The organism is Pseudomonas sp. S2_A10, from assembly GCF_054668465.1.
In genome coordinates, this window is sequence record NZ_CP162773.1 from 3,811,408 (window position 1) to 3,834,430 (window position 23,023).

Consider the following 23,023-nt stretch of genomic DNA (forward strand, 5'->3'; position numbering starts at 1 on the left):
GTTCGAGTTGAATTGATTCAAAACAACACATCATCCCGCCCGAGGTCCGTTCCGGCAGGATGATCAATAGTGGCGCTTTTCAGTGGCTGCCAAGCAACGACGCGGCGCCAGCACCACCAAATAGTCCGGCACTGACCCGATTGAACCAACTCTGGCCCTTGCCGCTGCGCAGATAACGTGCGGCGCCATGGGCGCCCAGGCCATAGGCCAGCTTGCAGCACAGATCGAGCACTACCCAGGTCGCGATCATGATCAGCAATTGCGGCAGAAAAGGTTGCTCAGCGCGGAGGAACTGCGGCAGAAACGCGGCGAAAAACAGGATGTCCTTCGGATTGCTCGCACCCAGTACAAAGGCGCGTCCGAACAATGTGCGAAAGCGCGGCACCGGTGCAGCCTCAGGTACTTCGGCGCCCGTCGATGGCTGCCGCGACTGCTGCCAGCTCTGCCAGGCGAGGTAGAACAGGTACAGCGCGCCGACGATTTTCAATGCGCTGAACAACTGCTCCGAAGCCATTAGCAATGCGCCGAGGCCAAGTGCCGACGCGCTGAGCAGGCAGATCGAGGCGATCACGCCACCCAGGAATGCGGGGTACGACCGGCGCAAACCGTAATTCAGACTGTTGCTGATCATCAGCAATGACAGCGGTCCCGGGATCAGGATCACCACCAGCGCAGCGCCACTGAACAGCAGCCAGGTTTCCAGACTCATCGTATTGCTCCTTTGTTGTTATCGGGATGTGCAAAAGCCCCACCGGTGAGGGTGAGGCTGGTTTGAAGCCTGAACCGCGCAGCGTTTACAGGAAGATGAACTTGGCGATGAAGATCGCGCAGAGCACCCACAGGCTGACGGAAATTTCCTTGTACTTGCCGGTGCCGGCCTTCAACGCGACGTAAGTGATGAAGCCCAGGGCGATGCCGTCGGCGACCGAAAAGGTCAGCGGCATCATGATCGCCGTGACGATCGCCGGAATGGCGTCGGTCGCTTCGTCCCATTCGATGTGGGCCATACCGCCCATCATCAGCATCGCCACGTAGATCAGTGCACCTGCCGTGGCATAAGCGGGAATCATGCCAGCCAGCGGTGCGAAAAACATGGCCGCTATAAATAGCACACCCACGGTGACGGCGGTAAGACCAGTCCGACCACCAGCGGCTACGCCAGCGGCACTTTCCACGTAACTTGTCACGGGTGGAACCCCCACCACGGCGCCAAATACGCTGGATGCGCTGTCAGCCTTCATGGCTCGGGAAAGATTCTCGATGCGACCGTCAGCGGCGACAAGGTTGGCGCGCTGGGCCACGCCCATCAGCGTACCGGCGGTGTCGAACATGTGCACGAAGAGGAACGCGAGCACCACGCTGATCATGCTGACGTTGAACACGCCGGCGACGTTCATTGCCATCCAGGTCGGTGCCAGGCTCGGCGGCGCGGACATGATGCCCTCGTAGTGCACCAGACCCAGGCCCCAGCCGGCGAGGGTGACGGTGATGATGCTGATCAGGATCGCACCGAACACGCGGTGGTAACTGAGGATCGCGATCATCAGGAAGCAGATCGCAGCGAGCAGCGGGCCAGGTTCACGCAGCGAACCCAGCTTGATCAGCGTCGCCGGGCTGTCGACGACGATACCGGCCGTCTTCAGACCGATCAGGCCCAGAAACAGACCGACACCGGCGCCCATCGCGAACCGCAGGCTGACCGGGATACTGTTGAGCAGCCACTCGCGGATCCGCGAAAAGGTCAGGAACATGAACAGCACGCCCGAGACGAACACCGCGCCGAGGGCGGTTTCCCAGTTGTAGCCCATGGTGCCGACCACGGTGTAGGTGAAGAAAGCATTGAGGCCCATGCCCGGCGCCAGGCCGACCGGCCAATTGGCATAGAGCCCCATCAACAGGCAACCGAGCGCAGCGGCGATGCAGGTGGCGACGAAGGCCGCACCGTGATCGATGCCTGCGTCGGCCATGATGTTCGGGTTGACGAAAATGATGTAAGCCATGGTGATGAAGGTTGTCAGACCGGCAATCAGCTCGGTCTTCACCGTGGTGCCATGCAAGCTGAGTTTGAACAGACGCTCCAGCAGGCCATTGCGTAATGGCGGCGTGAGCTCGAGCGGCGGTGCTTCGGATTTGCGGCTTTCCACAGCGAGTACTCCTCAAGAGTTTTATTGTTATTTCCAGGGCCGGACCCATGAGGGGTGGCAGCGGCCCTTTGAGGCATACGCGAATTTGTTGACCGTATAGTCAGGAACTCGCACGCAGTGGATTATGCTTTTGTGTACAAATAAAGCAAATATTGTTTTTTGTTTTGTCGGCGATTTTTTTGCCGATAGGGATATATGGCTATCAGGATGGCTACGCGAGCAGGCTCGCTCACACAGGAGAATGCGTTCCAATGTGGGAGCGAGCCTGCTCGCGAAGAGGGCGGTCCTGTCAATCGAGTTGCAGCTGATTCCCCCCAAGCGCCAGATTCACCGCCAACCACCCATTCACCGCCGCTTCCCCAGCCTCGGCAAATACCCGCTCGAGCAATTTCACCTGCTCACGGCGCAGCGCTTGCTCGAACTTCGCGCCTTCCGCCGTCAGCTCAAGCAGGCGCTTACGCTTGTCCGTCTGCGAAGCGACGCTGTCGACCAGGTGCATTTCCTGCAACTGGCGCAGGGGCATGTTCAACGCTTGTTTGCTCACGCCCAGCAGGGCCAGCAACTCTTTTACGCTGAGGTTCGGATAGCGCGCGATGAAAAACACGATGCGCTGATGCACCCGCGAGAGGCCGCGACGCTCGAGCATTTCATCAGCCTTGGCAGTGAACGCCTGATAGCCGAAGAAAAACGCTTCCATGGCCTGTTGCTGAGTAGAGGGGTTCTTAAGGTCAAGCATGTTGACGTACTCGCTCAAGCTGTCGTAATTTCAGTCAACCAGTTTGACTCATTTCCTGCATGCCTTGCTACGGTGACCTCCATGGCTTTTTCCGAACGTGTCTCGCGCCTTAAAAGTTCTTTGATCCGAGAAATCCTCGCGGCGGCCCAGCTTCCGGAGGTCATGTCGTTCGCCGGCGGTTTGCCCGCTGAGGCGATGTTGCCGAAGGTGGAGTGGGACGAGATGCCGTTATCGCTGGGTCAGTACGGCATGAGCGAAGGCGAGCCGGCCTTGCGCGAAGCTTTGGCGGCAGAGACGAGGGCGCTGGGCCTCGAGTGCGATGCGAGTCAGGTGCTGGTGGTCAGTGGTTCCCAGCAAACTCTGGATCTGGCGGCAAAACTGTATATCGACAAGGGCACGGAGATTTTGCTGGAGGCGCCGACTTATCTGGCCGCGCTGCAAATCTTCCAGCTGTTTGGCGCCGACTGCCTGACCGTGCCGCAGGAAGCGGACGGCCCCAACCTCGCGCAATTGCGTAATCGTTTAGAACAGCATCGCCCGGCGTTTATCTACCTGATCCCGACGTTCCAGAATCCATCCGCCGTGCGCTACAGCGAGGCCAAGCGCGCAGCGGTCGCGGCATTACTTGATGAATTTGGCGTCACCCTCATCGAAGACGAGCCATACCGCGAACTGACTTTCGATGGTGGCAGCGCAAAACCGATTGTGGCGCGCCTGAAAAAAGCCAGCTGGATCTACACCGGTACCGTGTCGAAAACCTTGCTCCCGGGTCTGCGTGTCGGTTACTTGATCGCCAGTGCGGATCTGTTCCCCCACCTGCTCAAACTCAAGCAGTCGGCGGATCTGCACACCAATCGCATCGGTCAGTGGCAGGCGCTGCAATGGATCGGCTCAGAGAAGTATCACCAGCATTTAAGTGAGTTGCGGGATTTCTACCGGCTGCGGCGAGATGCGTTTCAATTGGGGCTGGAAAGCCATTTTGCCGATCTGGCTGACTGGGACATGCCGCAAGGCGGACTGTTCTTCTGGCTGACGCTGAAGCAACCGCTGGATACGCGCACTTTGCTCAATGAGGCATTGGCCAATGATGTGGCATTCATGCCCGGTGAGCCGTTCTTTCCCGAGCCGGACAAGCATCATGGGCATTTGCGCCTGAATTTCAGCCACATCGATCCGGCGCGGCTGGATGAAGGGTTGAAGCGGTTGGCGGCGGTGGTGCGGCGGGCGCAGATGGAGAGGGCGGCCTGATAAGCAATAAACCGGCTGGAGGGCCGGTTTATCATTGTCTGAGTTTTGTGATGATTTGGCGGGCCTCATCGCTGGCAAGCCAGCTCCCACAATTCTTGTCTACAACCTGAGATCAATGTGGGAGCTGGCTTGCCAGCGATGGCGCCATCAGCCACAGCACATCAATGTCAGACCGCCGCAAACCGCTTATCCAGATAATCAATAATCACCTTGGATTCATACATCCAGGTGGTTTGCCCGTTCTCTTCGATACGCAGGCAAGGCACTTTGATTCGGCCACCCTGTTCCAGCAGGGTCTGGCGATCCTGCTCGTTGTTCTTCGCGTCTTTCAGCGCCACCGGCACATTCAGGCGATGCAGGGCGCGGCGGGTTTTCACGCAGAACGGGCAGGCGTGAAATTGATACAGCGTCAGGTCCTTCGCGGCAGCGTCGACTTGCGCCTGAGCAGCAGCGGGGCGTTTTGTCTTGCCCGGGCGGGTGATGAAGTCGATGAAGATAACCAGTTGGCCGAGGCCGACACGAAGCGCTTTGACGAACACGTTGAAAGCCTCACGGTGCAAATGAAGAAGGCGCGCAGCTTACCCGATTTTTCACGGGCGAAAAAAAACCGGCGATCAACGCCGGCTCTTTTCTGTTGCGAATTACTTGATGAGGCTGAGGAATTCGCTACGGGTTGCCGCGTTTTCACGGAATTCACCGAGCATCACCGAAGTGATCATCGACGAATTCTGCTTTTCGACGCCGCGCATCATCATGCACATGTGCTTGGCTTCGATCACCACGGCCACGCCCAGCGCGCCGGTGACTTGCTGCACCGCATCGGCGATCTGGCGGCTGAGGTTTTCCTGAATCTGCAGGCGGCGCGCGTACATATCGACGATCCGCGCAACCTTCGACAGGCCCAGCACTTTGCCGCTCGGGATATAGGCGACATGCGCCTTGCCGATGAACGGCAGCAAGTGGTGTTCGCACAACGAATACAGCTCGATGTCCTTGACCAGCACCATTTCGCTGTTGTCGGAGCTGAACAGGGCACCATTGGTGACCTCTTCGAGCGTCTGTGCATAACCGCGGCAGAGGTACTGCATGGCTTTGGCGGCACGCTTTGGCGTGTCGAGCAGGCCCTCGCGGGAGACGTCCTCGCCCAGTTGGCCGAGAATCGCGGTGTAATTCTGTTCCAGTGTCACAGAGCTTTATTCCGTATGGGTTCTAGAGGAGGGACGGTTCCTGTCAGTACCAATCAGGATTTGGTCAAGCGCCCCGGCTTCGCTTCAGTCATGAATGTGATTGATCCAACGGGCATAAGTCGAAGCGGCATTTGCACGCTACGGCCAAACTGATTCGGGATGAAATCGAGGTTCATGCATGTCATGGGGCTTATGGTAGCGTAAGTATGCACGTAGTTGTATTGCCAGTTGGCCCTGATATTGAGTGCAGCAGGGGCCGCTTGGCTGCTGTTGCCAGTCATTCTTGCGTGTTAGACAAACTCAAAAATCTTGATTGGCAGCCCAAACACGGTAATCACTCAGCGCTTATAGGTGGGACATTGGATATTTGCGCCTCAATGACCACGATCGGCTTGTCGGAGAAGCGTGTCGTCATGCACCTGACTGGAGCGGCGCAAGCCGGGGGCGGACATCCGTGTGAGGTTCCCGCGACCCCTTGTGGAAGAGGTGGCTGTTGCACATGGGGGGCACTAGGTCTGCCAGGGGCGCATTGCGTTGCGCCCTCGGTCGAAATTGCAATCCCTGCGGAGCTTTAGCCGATTCGTGAGTGTCACCTTTCAGGGCAGGGAGACGCACCAGGATACCGACGGCGGAGTATTCGAAGCGATGAATTCTGACGAAGCTAAGCCCCTGAATAAAGGTTGGCCTTGTCTAGAACTGTGCCACGTTCCGCTGACAATCATTGAGGCAGCCCTCTTGAGAGTCTGGGAAGTCTTACGACGGGATTGCGGCTCTCGGTAAAAGGACCGCGCTCGCGAGCGTGCGCCCGGCTCGTTGTTCAGTTCCCACGATTTTCCTTTAACGGAATCAGTCAACTGATGTGATCGGCGCTTCAATTGAACATAGAGGCTAAAGAAATACGTTATTCAAAATATTCCTTTTTGATAGCTGAATTCGGATGTTGCACTGACTCTCTAGCGCTGTTATAAAAAGACAAGACTAATGTCAAATATATTACTACAGCGAGCAATGCTTCCTTAGTGCTAAATTTATTCTTCAGATTTTTTGAGAAACCGTAAGAAATGGCGCAATAGCCTATCAAGTGAAATGGTAGGAAAAATCTGGTTTCTATCGCGCCTGGTGTGATCGCCAAAACAGGTAGCAACAATAAAACGAGCCAAGTGACTTTTGACAGTATTTGAGGCCAAGGATTTCGGCCCGTTTCAGATCTGGCAACCACGAGTACTAAGAAAAATGCACCTAGTACAGACACTGACAAGCTCGTAAAAGAACGGAAATTTCTATCCTTTGATGATGTTGATGTGTACGGGTCCGGATCTCTGACATCCATACCATTGATGAAATGCTTGGTATAAATTCGCAAAAACGAAAGCGGGTGATTGACAATGGCAGTAAGGATTTTTGGAACAGTAATAACGCCTTCGCCAAGATTTGCATTTTCAAATAAACGCTCGCCCAAAGGGTCTATGTAATAAATCGGATATATACCCCCGGTTTCTGAGTTGTATCCAGTCTCATACCTTTGTATGGTAACTCCCCACTTTAACTGATTGGCGTACAGCGAAGTATTTTTGTTATCTGTTATGACAAATGGTGACGGCGAGTTCAGGTGTTTAAAGTTGATTATTATCTGTGGCAACGAAGCAAAAGTCGCTCCGGCAATAAAAGAAGCTGTTAGCAGAAGTTTTTCGATGTGACTGTTTTTCTTCAGTAATAATGCCGGGATGATTGGGATGAAAATTAGTAATGGGAACAAATATATTGTTCTAATGTTGTAGGCGCCATAAGCGGTGATGCCTGCTAAAAACAAAAATAGAAACGATGAGGCCAGGTTTTTCTGTTTAGACGCTCTTAAGGCTAGGTAAAGGCTCGTCACGATCATGCATAGCGCCGGGAGATCACTTAGCGGATAGGCCATTAGACCTGGAAAAAATATCGCAACGAGAAGTGGTGGAAGTATTCGGCGGGAGATCGAGAGTTTCCCTCCGATAAGTCGTGTGAATACATAGGGTAACAATGTGGAAAAAATGTAGGAGAACAGTAGCGCTTGTATGACATAAAATCCAATGTAGCCGGACGAGGGCCACGAATTCGCTATAAATCTTGGAATGGCGAGCACCAGAGGATAAAAATATCCTCGCATGGTTTTTGGAAAATCCAAGTCTAGAATGAAAGAGCTGTAATGCCAGTAGGCGTTAGCATCGCCAACGAATTTAATAGCGCCTATGCAGAATTGGGTGGTGAAAATAATAAGTAAAGTTAAAAAAAATGCAGAAAGCTCTTCATGGTGCTTAAAGGCTTTAAGCATGGTTTTGATTTTAGAAGTATGTGGTTTCTTGTAACTGCCAGTGTCCATTCTTAATTTCCGGATGTTTTAATTTTAAACTCTGTAACGTGCTCGAGCTTTTAGGTGTTGGGCATGTGCTGGTAAATTCTACAGCATAAATTTCGGATTTATCGACCTACCATAAGTTTTGCCTGGAGCTTTTCTTTCTGAGGGAGGACGAATCGTCGCTTAGCAGTGCATGAAATGTTTCTCTCCGTACGCAGGATCCGATGCAGGTGGCCAAAAACTGGCCTGAGAGAAGAGTTGGTGGTATGTCCTCATTTTTGTCAAAATAGATCAGCGCATCCAGAGAAAGCCGCTCGGGGAGCTGAATGTCCGCAGGTCTGTGCTCGAAACCGAGCGCGCTCAGTGGGTGGAGGAACAGCACTATGAATTTTGCTCGTGCAAGCCGCTCCTGTGATCATATTTCGCCGCAGATGCGAGGTGATCGATGGACAGGTGTCTAATAATCGGCCGACTATCAAAAGCAAAGTGAAGCTCACGCGGGTGTTGGAAGTTAGTGCTTCAAGCGTCTGCAATCATGTGCAGGGCGGTTGGGCGCCGTTCGGAATTGGTTTATCTTGAATTTTATTGGAATTTATTTCGTTCGGAAAGTACAATTCGCCAATTTTTTAGCCTTCGTTTTACAGCGCGATGTGCTGCTAATTATTTGACAAGGAAATAATTTAATGGGTTCTAGTGCTGCGCAAAATTTGAGTTCAAAGGAGGCTTTGTCGGAGAGGGAGAATAATCTTTATGTTCGACCTTTAAGTTATCGTCCCGATATCGATGGGCTGCGAGCGCTCGCAATTCTTGCTGTAGTTATATATCACGCGTTCCCGACCGTGCTCGCGGGTGGGTTTGTAGGTGTAGATATATTTTTTGTGATTTCCGGGTATCTGATATCCAATATTATATTCAAGGGTGTATCGACAAATAGTTTCAGTGTCTATGATTTCTACGTGCGGCGTGTGAGGCGTATATTCCCAGCGCTCCTGATAGTTCTGCTTTCGTCGTTTATCGCAGCCTGGGTGATCATGATGGGGGCAGAGTTTAAAGTTCTCTGCAAGCATATGATCGCTGGTTTAAGTTTTGTTCAGAATTTAATGATGTATTCCGAGTCGGGTTATTTTGACGCAACCGTTGAGACTAAACCTCTCATGCATTTGTGGTCATTGGGCGTCGAAGAGCAATTCTATCTCTTTTTCCCAATTTCTATAATCGTTCTTTCCAAAGTCGCATCTAGGTTGGCGTATGCAATAGCGGTAACATTCGTTGGCCTATGTTCATTTGGATTCGGCTTGCTTTATATCTCCGACACACCAGCGGGCGTTTTTTTTCTACCTCAATACCGGGTTTGGGAGTTACTGTTTGGTAGCTTGTTAGCTTACAATACGGTGTTCGGATCGCCCCATTCGTGTAAAATTCGATCTCAGGTTCTTCGTAATGCGGCCTCGTTTGTGGGTATAACATTCGTCGTTACAGCAGTATCTATTATTGATAAAAATAAACAATTTCCTGGTTATTGGGCGCTGCTTCCCGTCATAGGCTCAGCACTATTAATATTTTCAGGGCCTGACGCTTGGATTAATAAAAAAGTATTGTCGTCACGCTTCTTGGTCTTTATTGGCTTGATCAGCTATCCGCTCTACTTGTGGCATTGGCCGATATTCTCTTTTACTTACATTTTTTTCTCAGGCACACCCGACTTCCCACTGCGCAGTGCTATGGTAGTTTTATCTGTAGTTCTCGCATGGTTGACCTATAGGTTTATCGAAATACCTATGCGCCAAAAAATATCCGGTCGCACAGCGTTCAGACTTCTGATCTGCGGGGCTCTGGTGTTTATAAGTATTGGTGCGGCGACCATTTCTAAAAATGGGTTTCCATCTCGTCAAGACGAAAGAGAGCAGTTCGCGGAGTACTTTGCAAATGGAAAACCTGATTGGCAATATTTTATGAAACAGGACATTCCTGGTAAGTTCAGGTACGATTGTGACTGGTACAATATGGATGCTTTTCTCAAAGGTTCAGCCACAAATATTCCAGTTTCCAATATTGCAGAAAAATGTTTCAAGTCAGACAAATCCAAGAAGCTTGTTTTTTGGGGGGATTCACACGCGCAACAATATATTTACGGAGTGACACACGAGTTACCTAAAGAGATTGGGGTTCTCAGTGTGGCTACTTCCGGTTGTTTGCCTAACCTTCCGGAAATCGACGCTTCAACTACTGAATATTGCAAAAAATCCAATAAGTTTGCGATTCAGACGATAAAGGATCAAAGGCCTAATGTGGTAATTATAGGTCAGGTACTCTGGCACGATGTCTCCGCCAGTCTCCCTCAACTCGCGACTGCATTGACCTCCTACGGCGTCAAGCATGTAATTGTTATGGGCCCAGTCCCGTTGTGGGACGGGAGGCTTAATCAGATCATATTACAGAGACATTGGGAGTCCACGCCGACTTACTTAAAAGATGGCGTCGTCCAGCATGTTCTTGATTCCGAAGCTGTGCTCAAAAGCAAGTATGGCGATGGGCAGGGTGGATTTCAGTATGTTTCGATGATTGACCTGTTGTGTACTGATAAAGGATGCAGAACTTATTTAGGTTCTGATCGAAAAACTGGAATGACTACATTTGATAATAGCCATCTATCTCCAGTTGCTTCTGTTTATGCTGCGCAGACGACGTTGGTTCCGTTGATAATGAAAGATATCGCAGAAGATAAATAGTTAGTACTTTTTTAGCCGGGCCCGCAGATATGCGGGCTTTTTACTATTGCCTTGGCTTTCTAGAACCGGGGTATGATTCTGTTCTAGATCTATCGAACTATCTGTGGAAGTTTTCGCAGCCCGCAAATTTGGTGTAACGCAATTATTCGTCGCGACCTTCCATCATCGTCCGTTTCAGCATCACATAAACCGCGCCGGCGCCGCCGTGACGGGCCTGGCAGGAGCAAAAGCCGAGGACTTGGGCGTGCTGGCGCAGCCAGGTGTTGACATGGCTTTTGATCATTGGCCGCTTGCCATCGAGGCGCACGGCCTTGCCGTGAGTCACGCGCACGCAGCGGATTTCGAACTTGGTCGCTTCGGCGAGAAAGGCCCAAAGCGTTTCCCGGGCCTTTTCCACGCTCATGCCGTGCAGGTCGAGGCTGCCTTCGAACGGGATCTGCCCGACCTTGAGCTTGCGCATCTGGCTTTCCTGCACGCCGTCGCGGGACCACATCAGTTCGTCTTCCGGGCCGACGTCGATCACGAACTGGTCGGACAAGCCATCAATGATAGTGGTGTCGCTGCGCACGGTGGCGGACTGACGCAGCTTGGCGATCTGCGCGCGGTCAGCCTTGGGTTTGCCGGTGTCGGCGCGGTCGTGCTTGATCGGCTTGACGCCCTGGATCGCACTTTTGAACAGAGAAAAATCGTCGTCTTGCATGTCAGCCTCCGCGAAGGGCGGCCAGTTTACCCAAGTCGACAGAAAACGGCCCGGCAAAAAGCCAGGCCGTTGGGTCAGTCGTGTTTTTTCATCAGATGCGGGGCCATGTTCAGTTCCCGCGATTGCCGTGCGCGACGGCGGCAGCGGCGCCACAGGGCAACGCCGAAATACAGAAACAGCAAGCCGACGGCGAGCATGATTGCCGAGCCCAGCGGTGATGCGTTCAGGTCACCCAGCGCCGGCGGGCGGCCGAGCAGGCTGGCTGCCCCGGCCATCGCCAGCAGCACGCCGAACGTAGCCAGAATGGCCGAGATCGCCGCGCCAAATCGAAAACGCCAGTTGCTTTGGCCTTTGGGCCGCAAACGGCGTGCGTCAAATCCATCGGATAACTTCATTCCGACCTTCCTCAATGGTATCGGCCCTTCGACCGGGAGTTGACCGGGTTGTTCCTGAGGCTATGGCATTTGCGGCAAATCAGCGGATATAGCGGATGAGCGGCGCCAATGCACCGCTCACAAGGGCAGGATCAGATCAGGTCCTGAGTCTTGGCCAGCGTGGCGAAGTTGTCAGCCATGATCGCCATTTCCGCTTCCTGCACGCGTTCGGCGCTGAGCACGCCGCCCTTGAACGGCAGATCGCGGGTCGCGCAGGCGTCTTCGACCAGAGTGCAGCGGAAACCGAGGTTCTTCGCCGCGCGCACCGTGGTGCTGACGCTGGAGTGACTCATGAAACCGCAAACGATCAGGTCCAGCGAGCCGAGGTTCTGCAGGCGCTCGAGCAGTTCGGTGCCATGGAACGCGCTCGGCAGCAGTTTGCCGATAATGGTTTCATCACCCTGTGGTTCCAGACCAGGGATGAACTCGCCACGTTCGCCCTGCGGGTCGAACAGGCCACCCACGGTGCCGAGATGACGCACGTGCACGATCGGCCGACCGGCGGCACGGGCTGCGGCAACCACTTGTTTGATGTTCGCGACGGCCGCGTCCATGCCGCTCAGGGCCAGCGGGCCACTGAGGTATTCCTTCTGGGCATCGATGATGACCACGGTGGCATGGCTCAGTGTGGCCGCTGCGTAACCGCGGCCGCTGAGTTGAAACATCGTTTTTGGAACGGACATTCTGGGGCTCCTCGGGGTGGGGCTTTTGCGACATTGTCCTCTGGCTGAGCGGTTCTGTGAATCGCTACCATCGTAGGCGCCGTCGTTCTTGGCCTGCAGCCTTGTCAAGTTACACGTTCCGTTCAATGCCTGATGCAAAAAAAAGAAAACTCCTACCGGAACCGCGTGGTTTTTCCTGCGTCGTCGTCGCGCGTTTTGGCTGCTAGAATCGCCAGTCGTTTTTTCTGGAGTTCTACGCCGTGATCACTTCCCGACTTCGTACCCTGCGCGACCACATCCGTTGGGCCGTCAGCCGCTTCCATGGGGAGGATCTGTTTTTCGGTCATGGCACCGACAACGCCTGGGACGAGGCGCGTCAGCTGGTACTGGGCGCTTTGCACCTGCCTTGGGAAATCGCCGACAGCTATCTTGATTGCGCGCTGGAAGATGACGAACTGGTCAATCTGCAGCGCTTGCTCAAGCGCCGCATCGAAGATCGCGTTCCCACCGCCTACCTGCTCGGCGAGGCGTGGTTCTGCGGCATGTCGTTCATCGTCGACCCGCGCGTGCTGATCCCGCGTTCGCCGATTGGTGAGCTGATCGAAAACCGCTTTGCGCCATGGATCGGCAACGAACCGGCACGAATTCTCGACCTGTGCACTGGCTCCGGCTGCATCGGCATTGCTTGCGCTTACGAATTCCAGAATGCCGAAGTGGTGCTCGCGGATCTGTCGTTCGAAGCGCTGGAGGTGGCCAACCAGAACATCGAGCGCCATGGCGTCGATGAGCGCGTCTATACCGTGCAGGGTGATGGTTTCGATGGCTTGCCGGGTCAGCGTTTCGATCTGATCGTGTCGAACCCGCCCTACGTCGACGCCGAAGATTTCGCCGACATGCCGGACGAATATCAGCACGAGCCGGAACTGGGCCTGGCCTGCGGTGATGATGGTCTGAATCTGGTCCGGCGCATGCTCGCCGAAGCGGCGGATCACCTGACCGAGAAAGGTTTGTTGATTGTCGAGGTGGGCAACAGCCAGGTGCACGTCGAGGCGTTGTACCCGGAAGTCGATTTCGCCTGGCTGGAGTTCCAGCGTGGTGGGCATGGCGTGTTCATGCTGACAGCCGAGCAGTGCCGCGCGCATCAGGCCCTGTTCGCGTCCCGCGTCTAAGGTTGTGACAGATCGTTCCCACGCAGAGCTTGGGAACGATCAGTACGCGCTCAAGCCCTCAGCGGTGCGTAGCAATCCAGATCAACAACCCCGCCTGAAACACCGCAAACGCCACCAGACACGTAATGGTGAAGCGCAACCCGGCGTCTTCACGCTTGAACTTGCTGACTTTCTCTTCCTGCTTCTTCAGTTTCACTTCCTGCTCAGCCAGATTCTGTTCGGCCTGCTGGAGCATCTGCGCGGCTTCAAGAATTTCGACGATCTGCAGCTTTTCGCTGTTCCAGTCACCAAGCAGATCACCGAGCTGTACCGCCTTGATGCTGCCTTTCAAATGCTGGGCGTCGGCGTAAGCCACATCGAAACCGTGCACGCGCAGGAAATGGTCGCGACGCAAGCGAGTGTCTTCGTTGAGCGCGTCCTTGTTGTTCAGGTCCATGCCGTCGAAGGTGTAGCCGGGCCAGCGTTTTTTCGCCCAATTGATGCCTTGCGCAGCCATGAAGCGGCCGATACCGCGATTCAGCGGTTCAATCTGCAAGCCGCTATCGGGACCGAAGCTCACCCGTTTGCTCGCGTGGTCTACCCACACATCAAGATGATTCTGCTCTTTGCGCACGCGCTGGTTGGGCAGCTTGATCGCCATGCGCATCAGGCTGCGCTCTTTGCTGTTGCGCTCGGCGTAACCGAATTCGACAAAGCGCAACGGCCGGCCGCCGGTATTGCGGTCGGTCTGCAGCGGCGCCAGGCGGAGCATCTTGTGGTGCTCGGCCTGAACGTCCGCCCACGGCAGTTCGACCGCTGGCGATGCGTCTTTTTCAGCGCTGGTGTCGGGTGAAGTCTGGGTTTCAGTCATAACGGCGAGATCCTGTCCAAGCCCTGCTTGCCGCCAGACGTTGCGCTGGCGACAAAGGCTTATCGGCCGTTTTCTGTGAGGCTGGAGGGTAAAACGCAGTTAACTTGCACGAATTCCGTCAATAAATTCGATGACGGCGGCGCCCAGTTCGGCGGCCAGGGGCAAATTCGGGTCCTTGTAGGAGGCCAATTGCCGCTTCATGTCGTTGTGGACGATGCGCAGCACGTGATTCATACCGTCGATCACCGTCAGTTGCGCTTCCGGTTTCGCCGCCTTGAGCAGCTTCGCGTCCTCGGTGCCGACCTGAATGTCGTTGCTGCCCTGGACAATCAGCGCCGGCATTTTCAACTGGGCAAAGGCCTGCGCCGGGTCCTGACGGAACAGCGAAATCAGGTACGGCTGCACGCTCGGGCGAAAGATCACCTGCAACGGCTGCGGCACGTTGTCATCGGTATGGCCGGCCTTGAGGCTGTCGAGCAGTTCGTTGCTGCGCAGCATCAGTGGCGGCGGCAGGCTGCGCGCCAACTGTTCGCGGATGACCTGATCGACCGGGCGCGCGCTGCCGGACAGCGAGATCACCGCCGCTGCGTCCAGCTTCGGCGCGGCGAGGCTGGCAATCAGCGCGCCTTCGCTGTGGCCGAGCAGAATCAGTTTGCCGAAACGCGGATCGGCCTTGAGCTTCTGCCCCCATGCCACTGCGTCCGCCGCATAGCCTTCTACAGACAAATCACGTTCATCGGGAGCGGCCGCCAGGCTCGCGGCGACGCCGCGCTTGTCATAGCGCACGCTGGCGATGTTGTGTTTGGCCAGCACCCAGGCCAAGCGCTTGAGGCTGTCATTGCGTCCGCCGTCGGGGTTATTTCCGTCGCGATCTGTAGGACCCGAGCCAGAAATCATCAGAACAATCGGCACCGGGCTGTCGGACTTGGGCAGTAACAGCGAACCGAAAAGTTCGCCGCTGCCGGTGTCCAGAGTGACCGGGCGCTGTAGGACTGTCGCTTGGGCAAAGCCGGTAAAGAGGGTAAGACTCAAGATCAGAACTCGCAGCATCATCACGCCATCATTGGTCAAGGTGCCGGTTGGACTCGCCAGCACCACTAAGGTTCGAGGATGAACTACTCGGTTAGCCTGCGTATACTGGCGCGCATCAAGAATTCGGGTTTGATTTCACGGAGCGTCCTGCATGTCCGGCAATACCTACGGCAAGTTGTTCACTGTCACCACCGCTGGCGAAAGCCATGGTCCGGCGTTGGTCGCCATTGTCGACGGCTGCCCGCCGGGCCTGGAGATTTCCCTGGAAGATCTGCAGCGCGACCTCGATCGCCGCAAGCCTGGCACCAGCCGCCACACCACCCAGCGCCAGGAAGCCGATGAAGTCGAAATCCTCTCCGGCGTGTTCGAGGGCCGCACCACCGGTTGCTCGATCGGCCTGCTGATTCGCAATACCGACCAGAAGTCCAAGGACTACTCGGCGATCAAGGACCTGTTCCGCCCGGCTCACGCCGACTACACCTATCACCATAAATACGGCGAACGCGATTATCGCGGCGGTGGCCGCAGTTCCGCGCGGGAAACCGCCATGCGCGTGGCGGCCGGTGCGATCGCCAAGAAGTATCTGGCCAGTCAGGGCATCGTGATTCGCGGTTACATGAGCCAGCTCGGCCCGATCGAAATTCCGTTCAAGACCTGGGATTCGGTCGAAGAAAACGCCTTTTTCAGTCCTGACCCGGACAAGGTCCCGGAGCTGGAAGCGTACATGGACCAGTTGCGCCGCGATCAGGACTCGGTCGGGGCGAAGATCACCGTGGTCGCCGAAGGCGTGATGCCGGGTCTTGGCGAACCGATTTTCGACCGCCTCGACGCCGAACTGGCCCACGCGCTGATGAGCATCAACGCGGTCAAAGGCGTGGAGATCGGCGCCGGGTTCACCTGTGTCGCCCAGCGTGGTACCGAACACCGCGATGAACTGACGCCGGAGGGTTTCCTCAGCAACAACGCCGGCGGCATCCTCGGTGGCATCTCGTCCGGCCAGCCAATCGTTGCGCATCTGGCATTGAAACCGACCTCGAGCATCACCACCCCGGGGCATTCGATCGACGTGAATGGCAACCCGGTCGATGTGATCACCAAGGGGCGTCACGATCCTTGTGTCGGCATCCGCGCGACGCCGATCGCCGAAGCGATGATGGCCATCGTGCTGATGGATCACCTGCTGCGCCACCGTGGGCAGAACGCCGATGTGCGCGTGAGCACGCCGGTGCTGGGCCAGCTCTGATGGCCGCGCTCAAAGCCGTCGCGGCATAACCGGCGTGGCGGCGCTTCCTTACTGGCGGTTGTCCAGTTTCTATCTGTTCTATTTCGCCTTGCTCGGATCGACAGCGCCATTTCTGGCGCTGTACTTCGATCACCTCGGCTTCAGCGCCGCACGCATCGGCGAGCTGGTGGCGATTCCGATGCTGATGCGCTGCGTGGCGCCGAACATCTGGGGCTGGCTCGGCGATTACACCGGCAGGCGTCTGGCCATCGTGCGCTTCGGTGCGGTGTGCACGTTGCTGACCTTTTCGCTGATTTTCGTCAGCCAGACCTACGCCTGGCTGGCGATGGTCATGGCCCTGCATGCATTCTTCTGGCACGCGGTACTGCCGCAGTTCGAAGTCATCACCCTCGCGCATCTGCAGGGGCAAACGTCGCGCTACAGCCAGATCCGCCTGTGGGGCTCGATCGGCTTCATCATCACTGTGGTGGTGCTGGGACGGCTGTTCGAATGGCTGAGTCTGGACATCTACCCGGCTGCGCTGGTGCTGATCATGGCCGGTATCGTTCTCAGCAGCCTGTGGGTGCCGAATGCGCAGCCCGCGCAAGGCAATCGGCCGACGGGTGAGGGCTTCCTCAAGCAATTGCGTCATCCCGGCGTGCTGGCGTTTTATGCTTGCGTCGCGCTGATGCAGGTCAGCCACGGGCCGTATTACACCTTTCTGACTTTGCACCTTGAACGCCTCGGTTACAGCCGTGGCGTCATCGGTATGCTCTGGGCCGTGGGTGTGGTGGCGGAAGTGCTGATGTTCATGGCCATGAGCCGCATTCTGGCGCGCTTTTCCCTGCGCCGGGTGCTGCTGGCGAGCTTCCTGCTGGCGGCGTTGCGTTGGGTGCTGCTCGGTTCGTTTGCGGAGTTTCTCTGGGTGTTGTTGTTCGCCCAGGTGTTGCATGCAGCGACATTCGGCAGCTTTCATGCGGCTGCCATCGCTTTCGTGCAACGTAGTTTCGGCGCCCGCCAGCAAGGCCAGGGCCAGGCGCTGTATGCGGCACTGGCCGGCACCGGCGGGGCGCTCGGCGCGCTGTATTCCGGCTACAGCTGGAATGCCCTCGGCGCAACATTGACCTTTAGTATTGCCAGTCTCGCAGCGCTTGCCGCTGCCGTTATCATTGCCACATGTATGCAAGAGGACAGGCCATGAGCCTTAGCCGTGAACAGCTCGCCCAGCAGATCGTTGACGCCGGGCGTTTTCTATATGGCCGTGGCTGGTCGCCAGCCACCAGCAGCAACTATTCGACACGCCTGTCGCCGAGCGAAGCGCTGTTGACCGTATCGGGCAAGCACAAGGGCCAGTTGGGTGTGGATGACGTGCTCGCTACCGATCTGTCCGGCAACAGCCTGGAGCCGGGCAAGAAACCCTCCGCCGAAACCTTGTTGCACACCCAGCTCTACCGCTGGCGCGCGGAAATCGGCGCGGTGTTGCACACCCACTCGGTGAACGCCACGGTGCTGTCGCGGCTGACCCCGGAAGATTTCATCGAGTTCGAAGACTACGAACTGCAAAAAGCCTTCAGCGGTATTTCCACCCATGAATCACGGGTGCGTGTGCCGATTTTCGACAACGATCAGGACATTGCGCGCCTCGCTGCCAAGGTGCAGCCTTGGCTCGACGCCCATCCTGATTGCGTCGGTTATCTGATTCGTGGTCATGGCCTCTACACCTGGGGCGCGCAGATGAGCGACGCGCTGCGGCAGATCGAGGCTTTTGAATTCCTGTTTGAATGCGAGTTGAAAACCCGCAGCGTCATGAACCGCCAAGGCTGAATTCATCTGAAACAGCCTGTTTGCCTGATGCCATGCGGCGCCCGACCGGTCTTCAAGAGCCGGACGGCGCCGCCGCTACCGAGGAATTGCCCATGAGCAGCCTGTCCGTTTATCACGTTTCCAGCCCTGAGATTCCCAATAAGGTGCTGACCCATTTCGAAGATATCGCCTCGACGCTGGCCGAGCAGGGCGTGCGTTTCGACCGCTGGCAGGCCGCCGCGAAGATTCAGCCCGGCGCCAGTCAGGAAGAGGTCATCAGCGCCTACAAAGAGCAGATTGACAAACTGATGACCGAGCGCGGTTACATTACGGTCGATGTGATCAGCCTCAACAGTGATCATCCGCAAAAAGCCGAGCTGCGCGCCAAGTTCCTCGAAGAGCACCGCCATGGCGAAGACGAAGTGCGATTTTTCGTCGCCGGTCGTGGCTTGTTTACCCTGCATATCGACGATTACGTCTACGCCGTGCTCTGTGAAAAGAACGACCTGATCTCGGTTCCGGCCGGCACCAAGCACTGGTTCGACATGGGCGAACATCCGCATTTCGTGGCGATTCGTCTGTTCAACAACCCGGAAGGCTGGGTTGCCAATTTCACCGGCGAAGACATCGCCGGTCGTTTCCCGCGTCTGGAGGACTGAAACCGTGTCGATCAAAGCCATCCTCACCGACATCGAAGGCACCACCAGCGCGGTGAGTTTCGTCTTCGACGTGCTGTTTCCCTACGCCGCCGAACATTTGCCCGACTTTGTGCGCCAGACCGCATCGCGTGCTGATGTCGCCGAACAGCTCGACGCCGTGCGCCGCGACAGCAACGAGCCGCAGGCCGATGTCGAGCGGGTTGTTGAAATCCTCTTGAGCTGGATCGCTGAAGACCGCAAAGCCACGCCGCTCAAGGCGTTGCAGGGCATGGTCTGGGCGCAGGGCTATCAGGCCGGGCAGTTGAAAGGGCATGTTTATCCGGATGCCGTTGAAGCGCTGCAACGTTGGCATGCGGCCGGTTATCAACTGTTTGTTTACTCGTCCGGCTCGATCCAGGCACAGAAACTGATTTTCGGTTGCTCGGAAGCGGGGGATCTGACACCGCTGTTCAGCGGCTATTTCGACACCACATCGGGGCCGAAGCGTGAGGCGCAGTCCTACCGCAACATTCAGCAGGCGGTGGGTGTTGAAGCCGATGAAATCCTGTTCCTGTCGGATATCGTCGAAGAGCTCGACGCTGCCCAGTCAGCCGGCATGAAAACCTGTGGCCTGGCGCGTGAAGGCGGGGAATTGGCAGGACACGTGACGGTGGACAGCTTTACCGGGATCGAACCGGAAGCGTTCTGACCATTGCACGCATCCCTGTAGGAGCTGTCGAGTGAAACGAGGCTGCGATCTTTCGATTTACGCATGAAATCAAGATCAAAAGATCGCAGCGTACCGCAGCTCCTACAAAAATCATGCGCACAAAAAACAGGCCGTGAAGCGCATGCTCCACGGCCTGTTTTTGTTTAAAGCCAATTACAGCGAGTGATAGGTCGGCAGAGCAAAACGCTGCTGGCTCTGCAGCATCGCAATTTGCGGCAGCTCGCTGGCTTGTTCGGCCAGGTCACGGCGGATCGCGCTGATCGCCCACGACAGTTGGTCGCCGGCATGCAGTTGCTGATACGAGAGTGCGCGTTTGAAGACTTTGCCGTCGCTGCTACGCAGAGTGAGCAGGATGCCACCGTCAGGACGTGGGGCAGTGCTGACTTCGTAGTTGGAGAACAGCGATGTAAATTTTTCTTGAATCAGGCTCATGTCATCAGCTCCGTATGTACTTGAATGGCAAGCATGCGGAGGTAGTTGCAGCGTTTGTGCCAGTATTGATGCGAATAAATTCCCTTTAAAATCAACAAGTTGAAAGTAGTGCATTTTGCCGGCGTCGTGCAATCTGCATGAATGGCCATCGTGCATCCTGCATTTTGCGTGATTTTTCTCCATGCAACGGAACCAAACGTCCGTACCAGAATCCGCTGTTCCCCGTAAGCGCGACGGGATACAAATCATTGCAAAAACCGCGTGTACAGCCCCGCGAGCACTGACGTACTTTCCTTCTCGACCCACGATATAAACGCGTCGGTCGCAGTCATTACCCGATAACAAGAACAGCGGTCTGCACGTCAAGATCGAACGGGGAGCTTTCATGCGTCACGCACCAAGCGACACGATTACCTGGGGCATGATGCTCCGCAAACTGCCGATAATCGCCAAGGCCATCCCCCGGGTGGTCAAAGGCATGAAAGTGGCCAACGTTACGGATCCGACCCAAACGTGTGGCCTGGGCTGGACGTTCGAGCAGGCGACGCTGCGCAATCCCAATGGTGTGGCGTTATTGCAGGGCGACGTGGCGTTGACCTACACACAGGTCAACCAGTGGGCCAATCGCATTGCGCATTATCTGAGCGAGCAAGGTATCGGCAAAGGCGATGTGGTCGCGGTGTTCATCGAGAACCGTGCGGAATTACTGGTGACAATCCTGGCGCTGGCCAAGCTCGGCGCGGTCAGTGCGCTGCTCAACACCTCATTGATGCGCGACACGCTTGTTCACAGTATCAATCTGGTTGCGCCTGTGGCCATCGTGGTCGGCGAAGAACTGACCGCTGCCTATGCCGGCGTGCGTGATCAGGTAGCGATCGCAGCGCCCCGCACCTGGTTTGTCGCTGATCAGGACACATACAGCCACCCGGGCATCGCGCCCGAGGGTTACGTCAATCTGATCAGCGCCAGTGCTGACGCCAGCAGCGATAACCCGCCGAGCAGCGCGCAAGTATTCTTCGACGATCCGTGTTTCTACATCTACACCTCCGGCACCACCGGTCTGCCCAAGGCCGGGGTTTTCAAGCACGGACGGTGGATGCGCAGTTCGGCGAGCTTCGGCATGATCGCCCTCGATATGCGCCCGGATGATGTCGTTTACTGCACCTTGCCGCTGTATCACGCCACAGGTCTGTGCGTGTGTTGGGGATCGGCGATCAACGGCGCCTCGGGTTTCGCCATCCGCCGCAAATTCAGCGCCAGCCAGTTCTGGAATGATGTGCGCCGCTATCGCGCGACCACCATCGGCTATGTTGGCGAATTGTGCCGCTACCTGGTCGAGCAACCGGTCAGCGTCGATGACAGCCGTCACGATGTGCGCAAGATGATCGGCAATGGCCTGCGTCCTGGTGCTTGGGCCGAGTTCAAATCACGTTTTGCGGTGGAGCATATCTGTGAGCTGTACGCGGCCAGCGACGGCAACATCGGTTTCACCAACATCCTCAATTTCGACAACACCGTCGGGTTTTCGCTGATGGCCTGGGAACTGGTCGCTTACGACCATGACAGTGGCGAACCGTTGCGCGGCGAAGATGGTTTCATGCGCAAGGTCGGCAAGGGCGAGCAAGGCCTGCTGCTGGCGCGGATCGACGAAAAAGCGCCGCTGGACGGTTACACCGATCCGCAGAAAACCGCGCGCGTCGTCCTCCACGATGTATTCAACAAGGGCGATCGCTTTTTCAACACCGGCGACCTGCTGCGCAACATCGGTTTCGGCCACGCGCAATTTGTTGATCGCCTCGGCGATACCTATCGCTGGAAGGGTGAAAACGTGTCGACCACCGAAGTCGAGAACCTGTTGCTGCAACATCCATTGATTGCTGAAGCCGTGGCCTACGGTGTCGAAATCCCAAACACCAACGGGCGCGCCGGAATGGCCGCCATCACTCCTGCGGAATCCTTGGCCACGCTGGATTTCGCTGAATTGCTGAGTTTCGTCCGGCAACGTATGCCGGCTTATGCCGTGCCGTTGTTCCTGCGGGTGAAAGTGAAAATGGAAACCACCGGCACGTTCAAGTACCAGAAGACTCGCCTGAAAACAGAAGGCTTCGATCCCGGCCTCACGGGCGATGACCCGATCTTCGCCTGGCTGCCGGGCAGCGAAACTTATGTGCATGTCAGTGAGCAAATCCTCGCTGAAATTCAACAAGGCAAACATCGGTATTGAGCGTGGCTATCGGGACGCTCGGAAAAAACCGAGTGACAGGCACCGTCGCGCTCGGGAAACTGTCGGCTTCCGATAGACCGAAATGGAGTGCCACATGTCTGACCAAAGCCGCCAGATGACCCCTGAAGAAGCTGCCGAATTCACCGAGCAGGTTTTCAACAAGGCGCGCGACGGTGATGCCGAGATGCTTGATCGCTTGGTCACCGCCGGGCTGCCGGTGAACCTGAAAAACAGCAAGGGCGACACCTTGTTGATGCTCGCCAGCTACTACGGCCATGTTGATGCGGTGAAGGTTCTGCTTAAACACAAAGCCGATCCGGAAATGCGCAATGGCAACGGCCAGAGCCCGATTGCCGGCGCCGCGTTCAAAGGCGATCTGGCGGTGGTCAAGGCGCTGGTTGAGGCGGGCGCCGAGATTGAAGGTTCTTCCTTCGACGGCCGCACGGCGCTGATGATGGCGGCGATGTTCAATCGCGTTGAAATCGTCGATTACCTGATCGGCCAGGGTGCTGACCCGAGAGCCAAGGACGCCAATGGCGTGACCGCGCTGGATGCGGCGCGGACCATGGGTGCAGTCGATACCACTGCGCAGCTGGAAAAGTTGTTGGCCTGATAAACGATCAAAAGATCGCAGCCTGCGGCAGCTCCTACACTTGATGCGTTCGCCAAGTGAACGCAGGACCTGTAGGAGCTGCCGAAGGCTGCGATCTTTTGCTTTTCTGCGCTATTCTTCGCGCCCGAAATTCTACTG

The 23,023-nt window shown here is 56.2% G+C and carries 22 protein-coding genes; 10 read left to right on the forward strand and 12 right to left on the reverse strand.

What is annotated here, in order from left to right; all coding sequences use genetic code 11:
* Positions 1-79 precede the first annotated feature (79 nt).
* From AB4N41_RS17210 to AB4N41_RS17220, 3 genes are all read right to left on the reverse strand, one after another.
* The gene (locus AB4N41_RS17210) at positions 80-709 is read right to left on the reverse strand and encodes a LysE family translocator (RefSeq protein WP_041479336.1); all 630 of its coding nucleotides are present in this window, start codon (positions 707-709) and stop codon (positions 80-82) included.
* Between the two features lie 85 nt (positions 710-794).
* Positions 795-2,144, reverse strand: a complete 1,350-nt coding sequence (locus AB4N41_RS17215) for an NCS2 family permease (protein ID WP_024012217.1) — start codon at positions 2,142-2,144, stop codon at positions 795-797.
* 289 nt (positions 2,145-2,433) lie between these two features.
* Positions 2,434-2,880 (reverse strand): MarR family winged helix-turn-helix transcriptional regulator, encoded by a 447-nt coding sequence (locus tag AB4N41_RS17220; RefSeq protein ID WP_056786765.1) that lies wholly within the window; start codon positions 2,878-2,880, stop codon positions 2,434-2,436.
* Positions 2,881-2,961: 81 nt separating this feature from the next.
* Between AB4N41_RS17220 and AB4N41_RS17225 the strand changes: the two genes are divergently transcribed.
* Positions 2,962-4,128, forward strand: a complete 1,167-nt coding sequence (locus AB4N41_RS17225; RefSeq protein ID WP_252877741.1) for an aminotransferase-like domain-containing protein — start codon at positions 2,962-2,964, stop codon at positions 4,126-4,128.
* 167 nt (positions 4,129-4,295) lie between these two features.
* Here AB4N41_RS17225 and AB4N41_RS17230 read toward each other — a convergent pair whose 3' ends face one another.
* From AB4N41_RS17230 to AB4N41_RS17240, 3 genes are all read right to left on the reverse strand, one after another.
* Positions 4,296-4,667 (reverse strand): glutathione S-transferase N-terminal domain-containing protein, encoded by a 372-nt coding sequence (locus AB4N41_RS17230; RefSeq protein WP_041479340.1) that lies wholly within the window; start codon positions 4,665-4,667, stop codon positions 4,296-4,298.
* Between the two features lie 102 nt (positions 4,668-4,769).
* Positions 4,770-5,315: a GTP cyclohydrolase I FolE gene (gene folE / locus AB4N41_RS17235; protein ID WP_205970537.1), complete on the reverse strand. Its 546-nt coding sequence runs from the start codon at positions 5,313-5,315 to the stop codon at positions 4,770-4,772.
* 901 nt (positions 5,316-6,216) lie between these two features.
* The gene (locus AB4N41_RS17240; protein ID WP_460137867.1) at positions 6,217-7,671 is read right to left on the reverse strand and encodes a hypothetical protein; all 1,455 of its coding nucleotides are present in this window, start codon (positions 7,669-7,671) and stop codon (positions 6,217-6,219) included.
* 659 nt (positions 7,672-8,330) lie between these two features.
* On the opposite strand from AB4N41_RS17240, the gene AB4N41_RS17245 reads away from it, so the two are divergent.
* Positions 8,331-10,376, forward strand: coding sequence for an acyltransferase family protein (locus AB4N41_RS17245; protein WP_252877743.1), 2,046 nt, complete (start codon positions 8,331-8,333; stop codon positions 10,374-10,376).
* Positions 10,377-10,518: 142 nt separating this feature from the next.
* Here AB4N41_RS17245 and AB4N41_RS17250 read toward each other — a convergent pair whose 3' ends face one another.
* The 3 genes from AB4N41_RS17250 to AB4N41_RS17260 all read right to left on the reverse strand — a co-directional run bounded on the left by AB4N41_RS17250 (position 10,519) and on the right by AB4N41_RS17260 (position 12,193).
* On the reverse strand, positions 10,519-11,076 hold the full coding sequence (locus AB4N41_RS17250) for a Smr/MutS family protein (RefSeq protein WP_016773770.1): 558 nt from the start codon (positions 11,074-11,076) through the stop codon (positions 10,519-10,521).
* Positions 11,077-11,150: 74 nt separating this feature from the next.
* Positions 11,151-11,471, reverse strand: a complete 321-nt coding sequence (locus AB4N41_RS17255; RefSeq protein WP_041479344.1) for a hypothetical protein — start codon at positions 11,469-11,471, stop codon at positions 11,151-11,153.
* Between the two features lie 131 nt (positions 11,472-11,602).
* Positions 11,603-12,193, reverse strand: coding sequence for a cysteine hydrolase family protein (locus AB4N41_RS17260; RefSeq protein ID WP_016773772.1), 591 nt, complete (start codon positions 12,191-12,193; stop codon positions 11,603-11,605).
* Positions 12,194-12,432: 239 nt separating this feature from the next.
* Between AB4N41_RS17260 and prmB the strand changes: the two genes are divergently transcribed.
* Complete coding sequence (gene prmB, locus AB4N41_RS17265; protein WP_016773773.1) at positions 12,433-13,341, forward strand: 50S ribosomal protein L3 N(5)-glutamine methyltransferase; 909 nt, start codon at positions 12,433-12,435, stop codon at positions 13,339-13,341.
* A 58-nt stretch (positions 13,342-13,399) separates the two neighbouring features.
* On the opposite strand, the gene AB4N41_RS17270 is transcribed toward prmB, so the two are convergent.
* Both AB4N41_RS17270 and AB4N41_RS17275 read right to left on the reverse strand, forming a co-directional pair.
* A complete protein-coding gene (locus AB4N41_RS17270; RefSeq protein ID WP_252877744.1) occupies positions 13,400-14,191 on the reverse strand; it encodes a hypothetical protein in 792 nt (263 codons plus the stop codon).
* A gap of 99 nt (positions 14,192-14,290) precedes the next feature.
* Positions 14,291-15,244: an alpha/beta hydrolase gene (locus tag AB4N41_RS17275; protein WP_056786766.1), complete on the reverse strand. Its 954-nt coding sequence runs from the start codon at positions 15,242-15,244 to the stop codon at positions 14,291-14,293.
* A gap of 130 nt (positions 15,245-15,374) precedes the next feature.
* On the opposite strand from AB4N41_RS17275, the gene aroC reads away from it, so the two are divergent.
* The 5 genes from aroC to mtnC all read left to right on the forward strand — a co-directional run bounded on the left by aroC (position 15,375) and on the right by mtnC (position 19,595).
* Positions 15,375-16,466, forward strand: a complete 1,092-nt coding sequence (aroC, locus tag AB4N41_RS17280) for a chorismate synthase (protein WP_056784052.1) — start codon at positions 15,375-15,377, stop codon at positions 16,464-16,466.
* Positions 16,467-16,500: 34 nt separating this feature from the next.
* Positions 16,501-17,646, forward strand: a complete 1,146-nt coding sequence (locus tag AB4N41_RS17285) for an MFS transporter (protein ID WP_024012224.1) — start codon at positions 16,501-16,503, stop codon at positions 17,644-17,646.
* Positions 17,643-18,269 (forward strand): methylthioribulose 1-phosphate dehydratase, encoded by a 627-nt coding sequence (locus AB4N41_RS17290; protein ID WP_095180814.1) that lies wholly within the window; start codon positions 17,643-17,645, stop codon positions 18,267-18,269. Before AB4N41_RS17285 ends, AB4N41_RS17290 begins: the two co-directional genes overlap by 4 nt.
* Positions 18,270-18,361: 92 nt before the next feature.
* Positions 18,362-18,907 carry a 1,2-dihydroxy-3-keto-5-methylthiopentene dioxygenase gene (locus tag AB4N41_RS17295; RefSeq protein WP_038861971.1) on the forward strand — a complete coding sequence of 182 codons (546 nt, stop codon included), beginning with the start codon at positions 18,362-18,364 and terminating at the stop codon, positions 18,905-18,907.
* A 4-nt stretch (positions 18,908-18,911) separates the two neighbouring features.
* Positions 18,912-19,595: an acireductone synthase gene (gene mtnC / locus AB4N41_RS17300; protein WP_236169483.1), complete on the forward strand. Its 684-nt coding sequence runs from the start codon at positions 18,912-18,914 to the stop codon at positions 19,593-19,595.
* Positions 19,596-19,769: 174 nt separating this feature from the next.
* On the opposite strand, the gene AB4N41_RS17305 is transcribed toward mtnC, so the two are convergent.
* Positions 19,770-20,048, reverse strand: a complete 279-nt coding sequence (locus AB4N41_RS17305; RefSeq protein WP_016773780.1) for a DUF3509 domain-containing protein — start codon at positions 20,046-20,048, stop codon at positions 19,770-19,772.
* A gap of 385 nt (positions 20,049-20,433) precedes the next feature.
* Here AB4N41_RS17305 and AB4N41_RS17310 point away from each other — a divergent pair, with 385 nt between their 5' ends.
* Together AB4N41_RS17310 and AB4N41_RS17315 are read left to right on the forward strand one after the other, a co-directional pair.
* The gene (locus AB4N41_RS17310; protein WP_252877745.1) at positions 20,434-22,272 is read left to right on the forward strand and encodes a long-chain-acyl-CoA synthetase; all 1,839 of its coding nucleotides are present in this window, start codon (positions 20,434-20,436) and stop codon (positions 22,270-22,272) included.
* A gap of 94 nt (positions 22,273-22,366) precedes the next feature.
* Positions 22,367-22,885, forward strand: a complete 519-nt coding sequence (locus AB4N41_RS17315) for an ankyrin repeat domain-containing protein (protein WP_056784059.1) — start codon at positions 22,367-22,369, stop codon at positions 22,883-22,885.
* Positions 22,886-23,023: the final 138 nt, after the last annotated feature.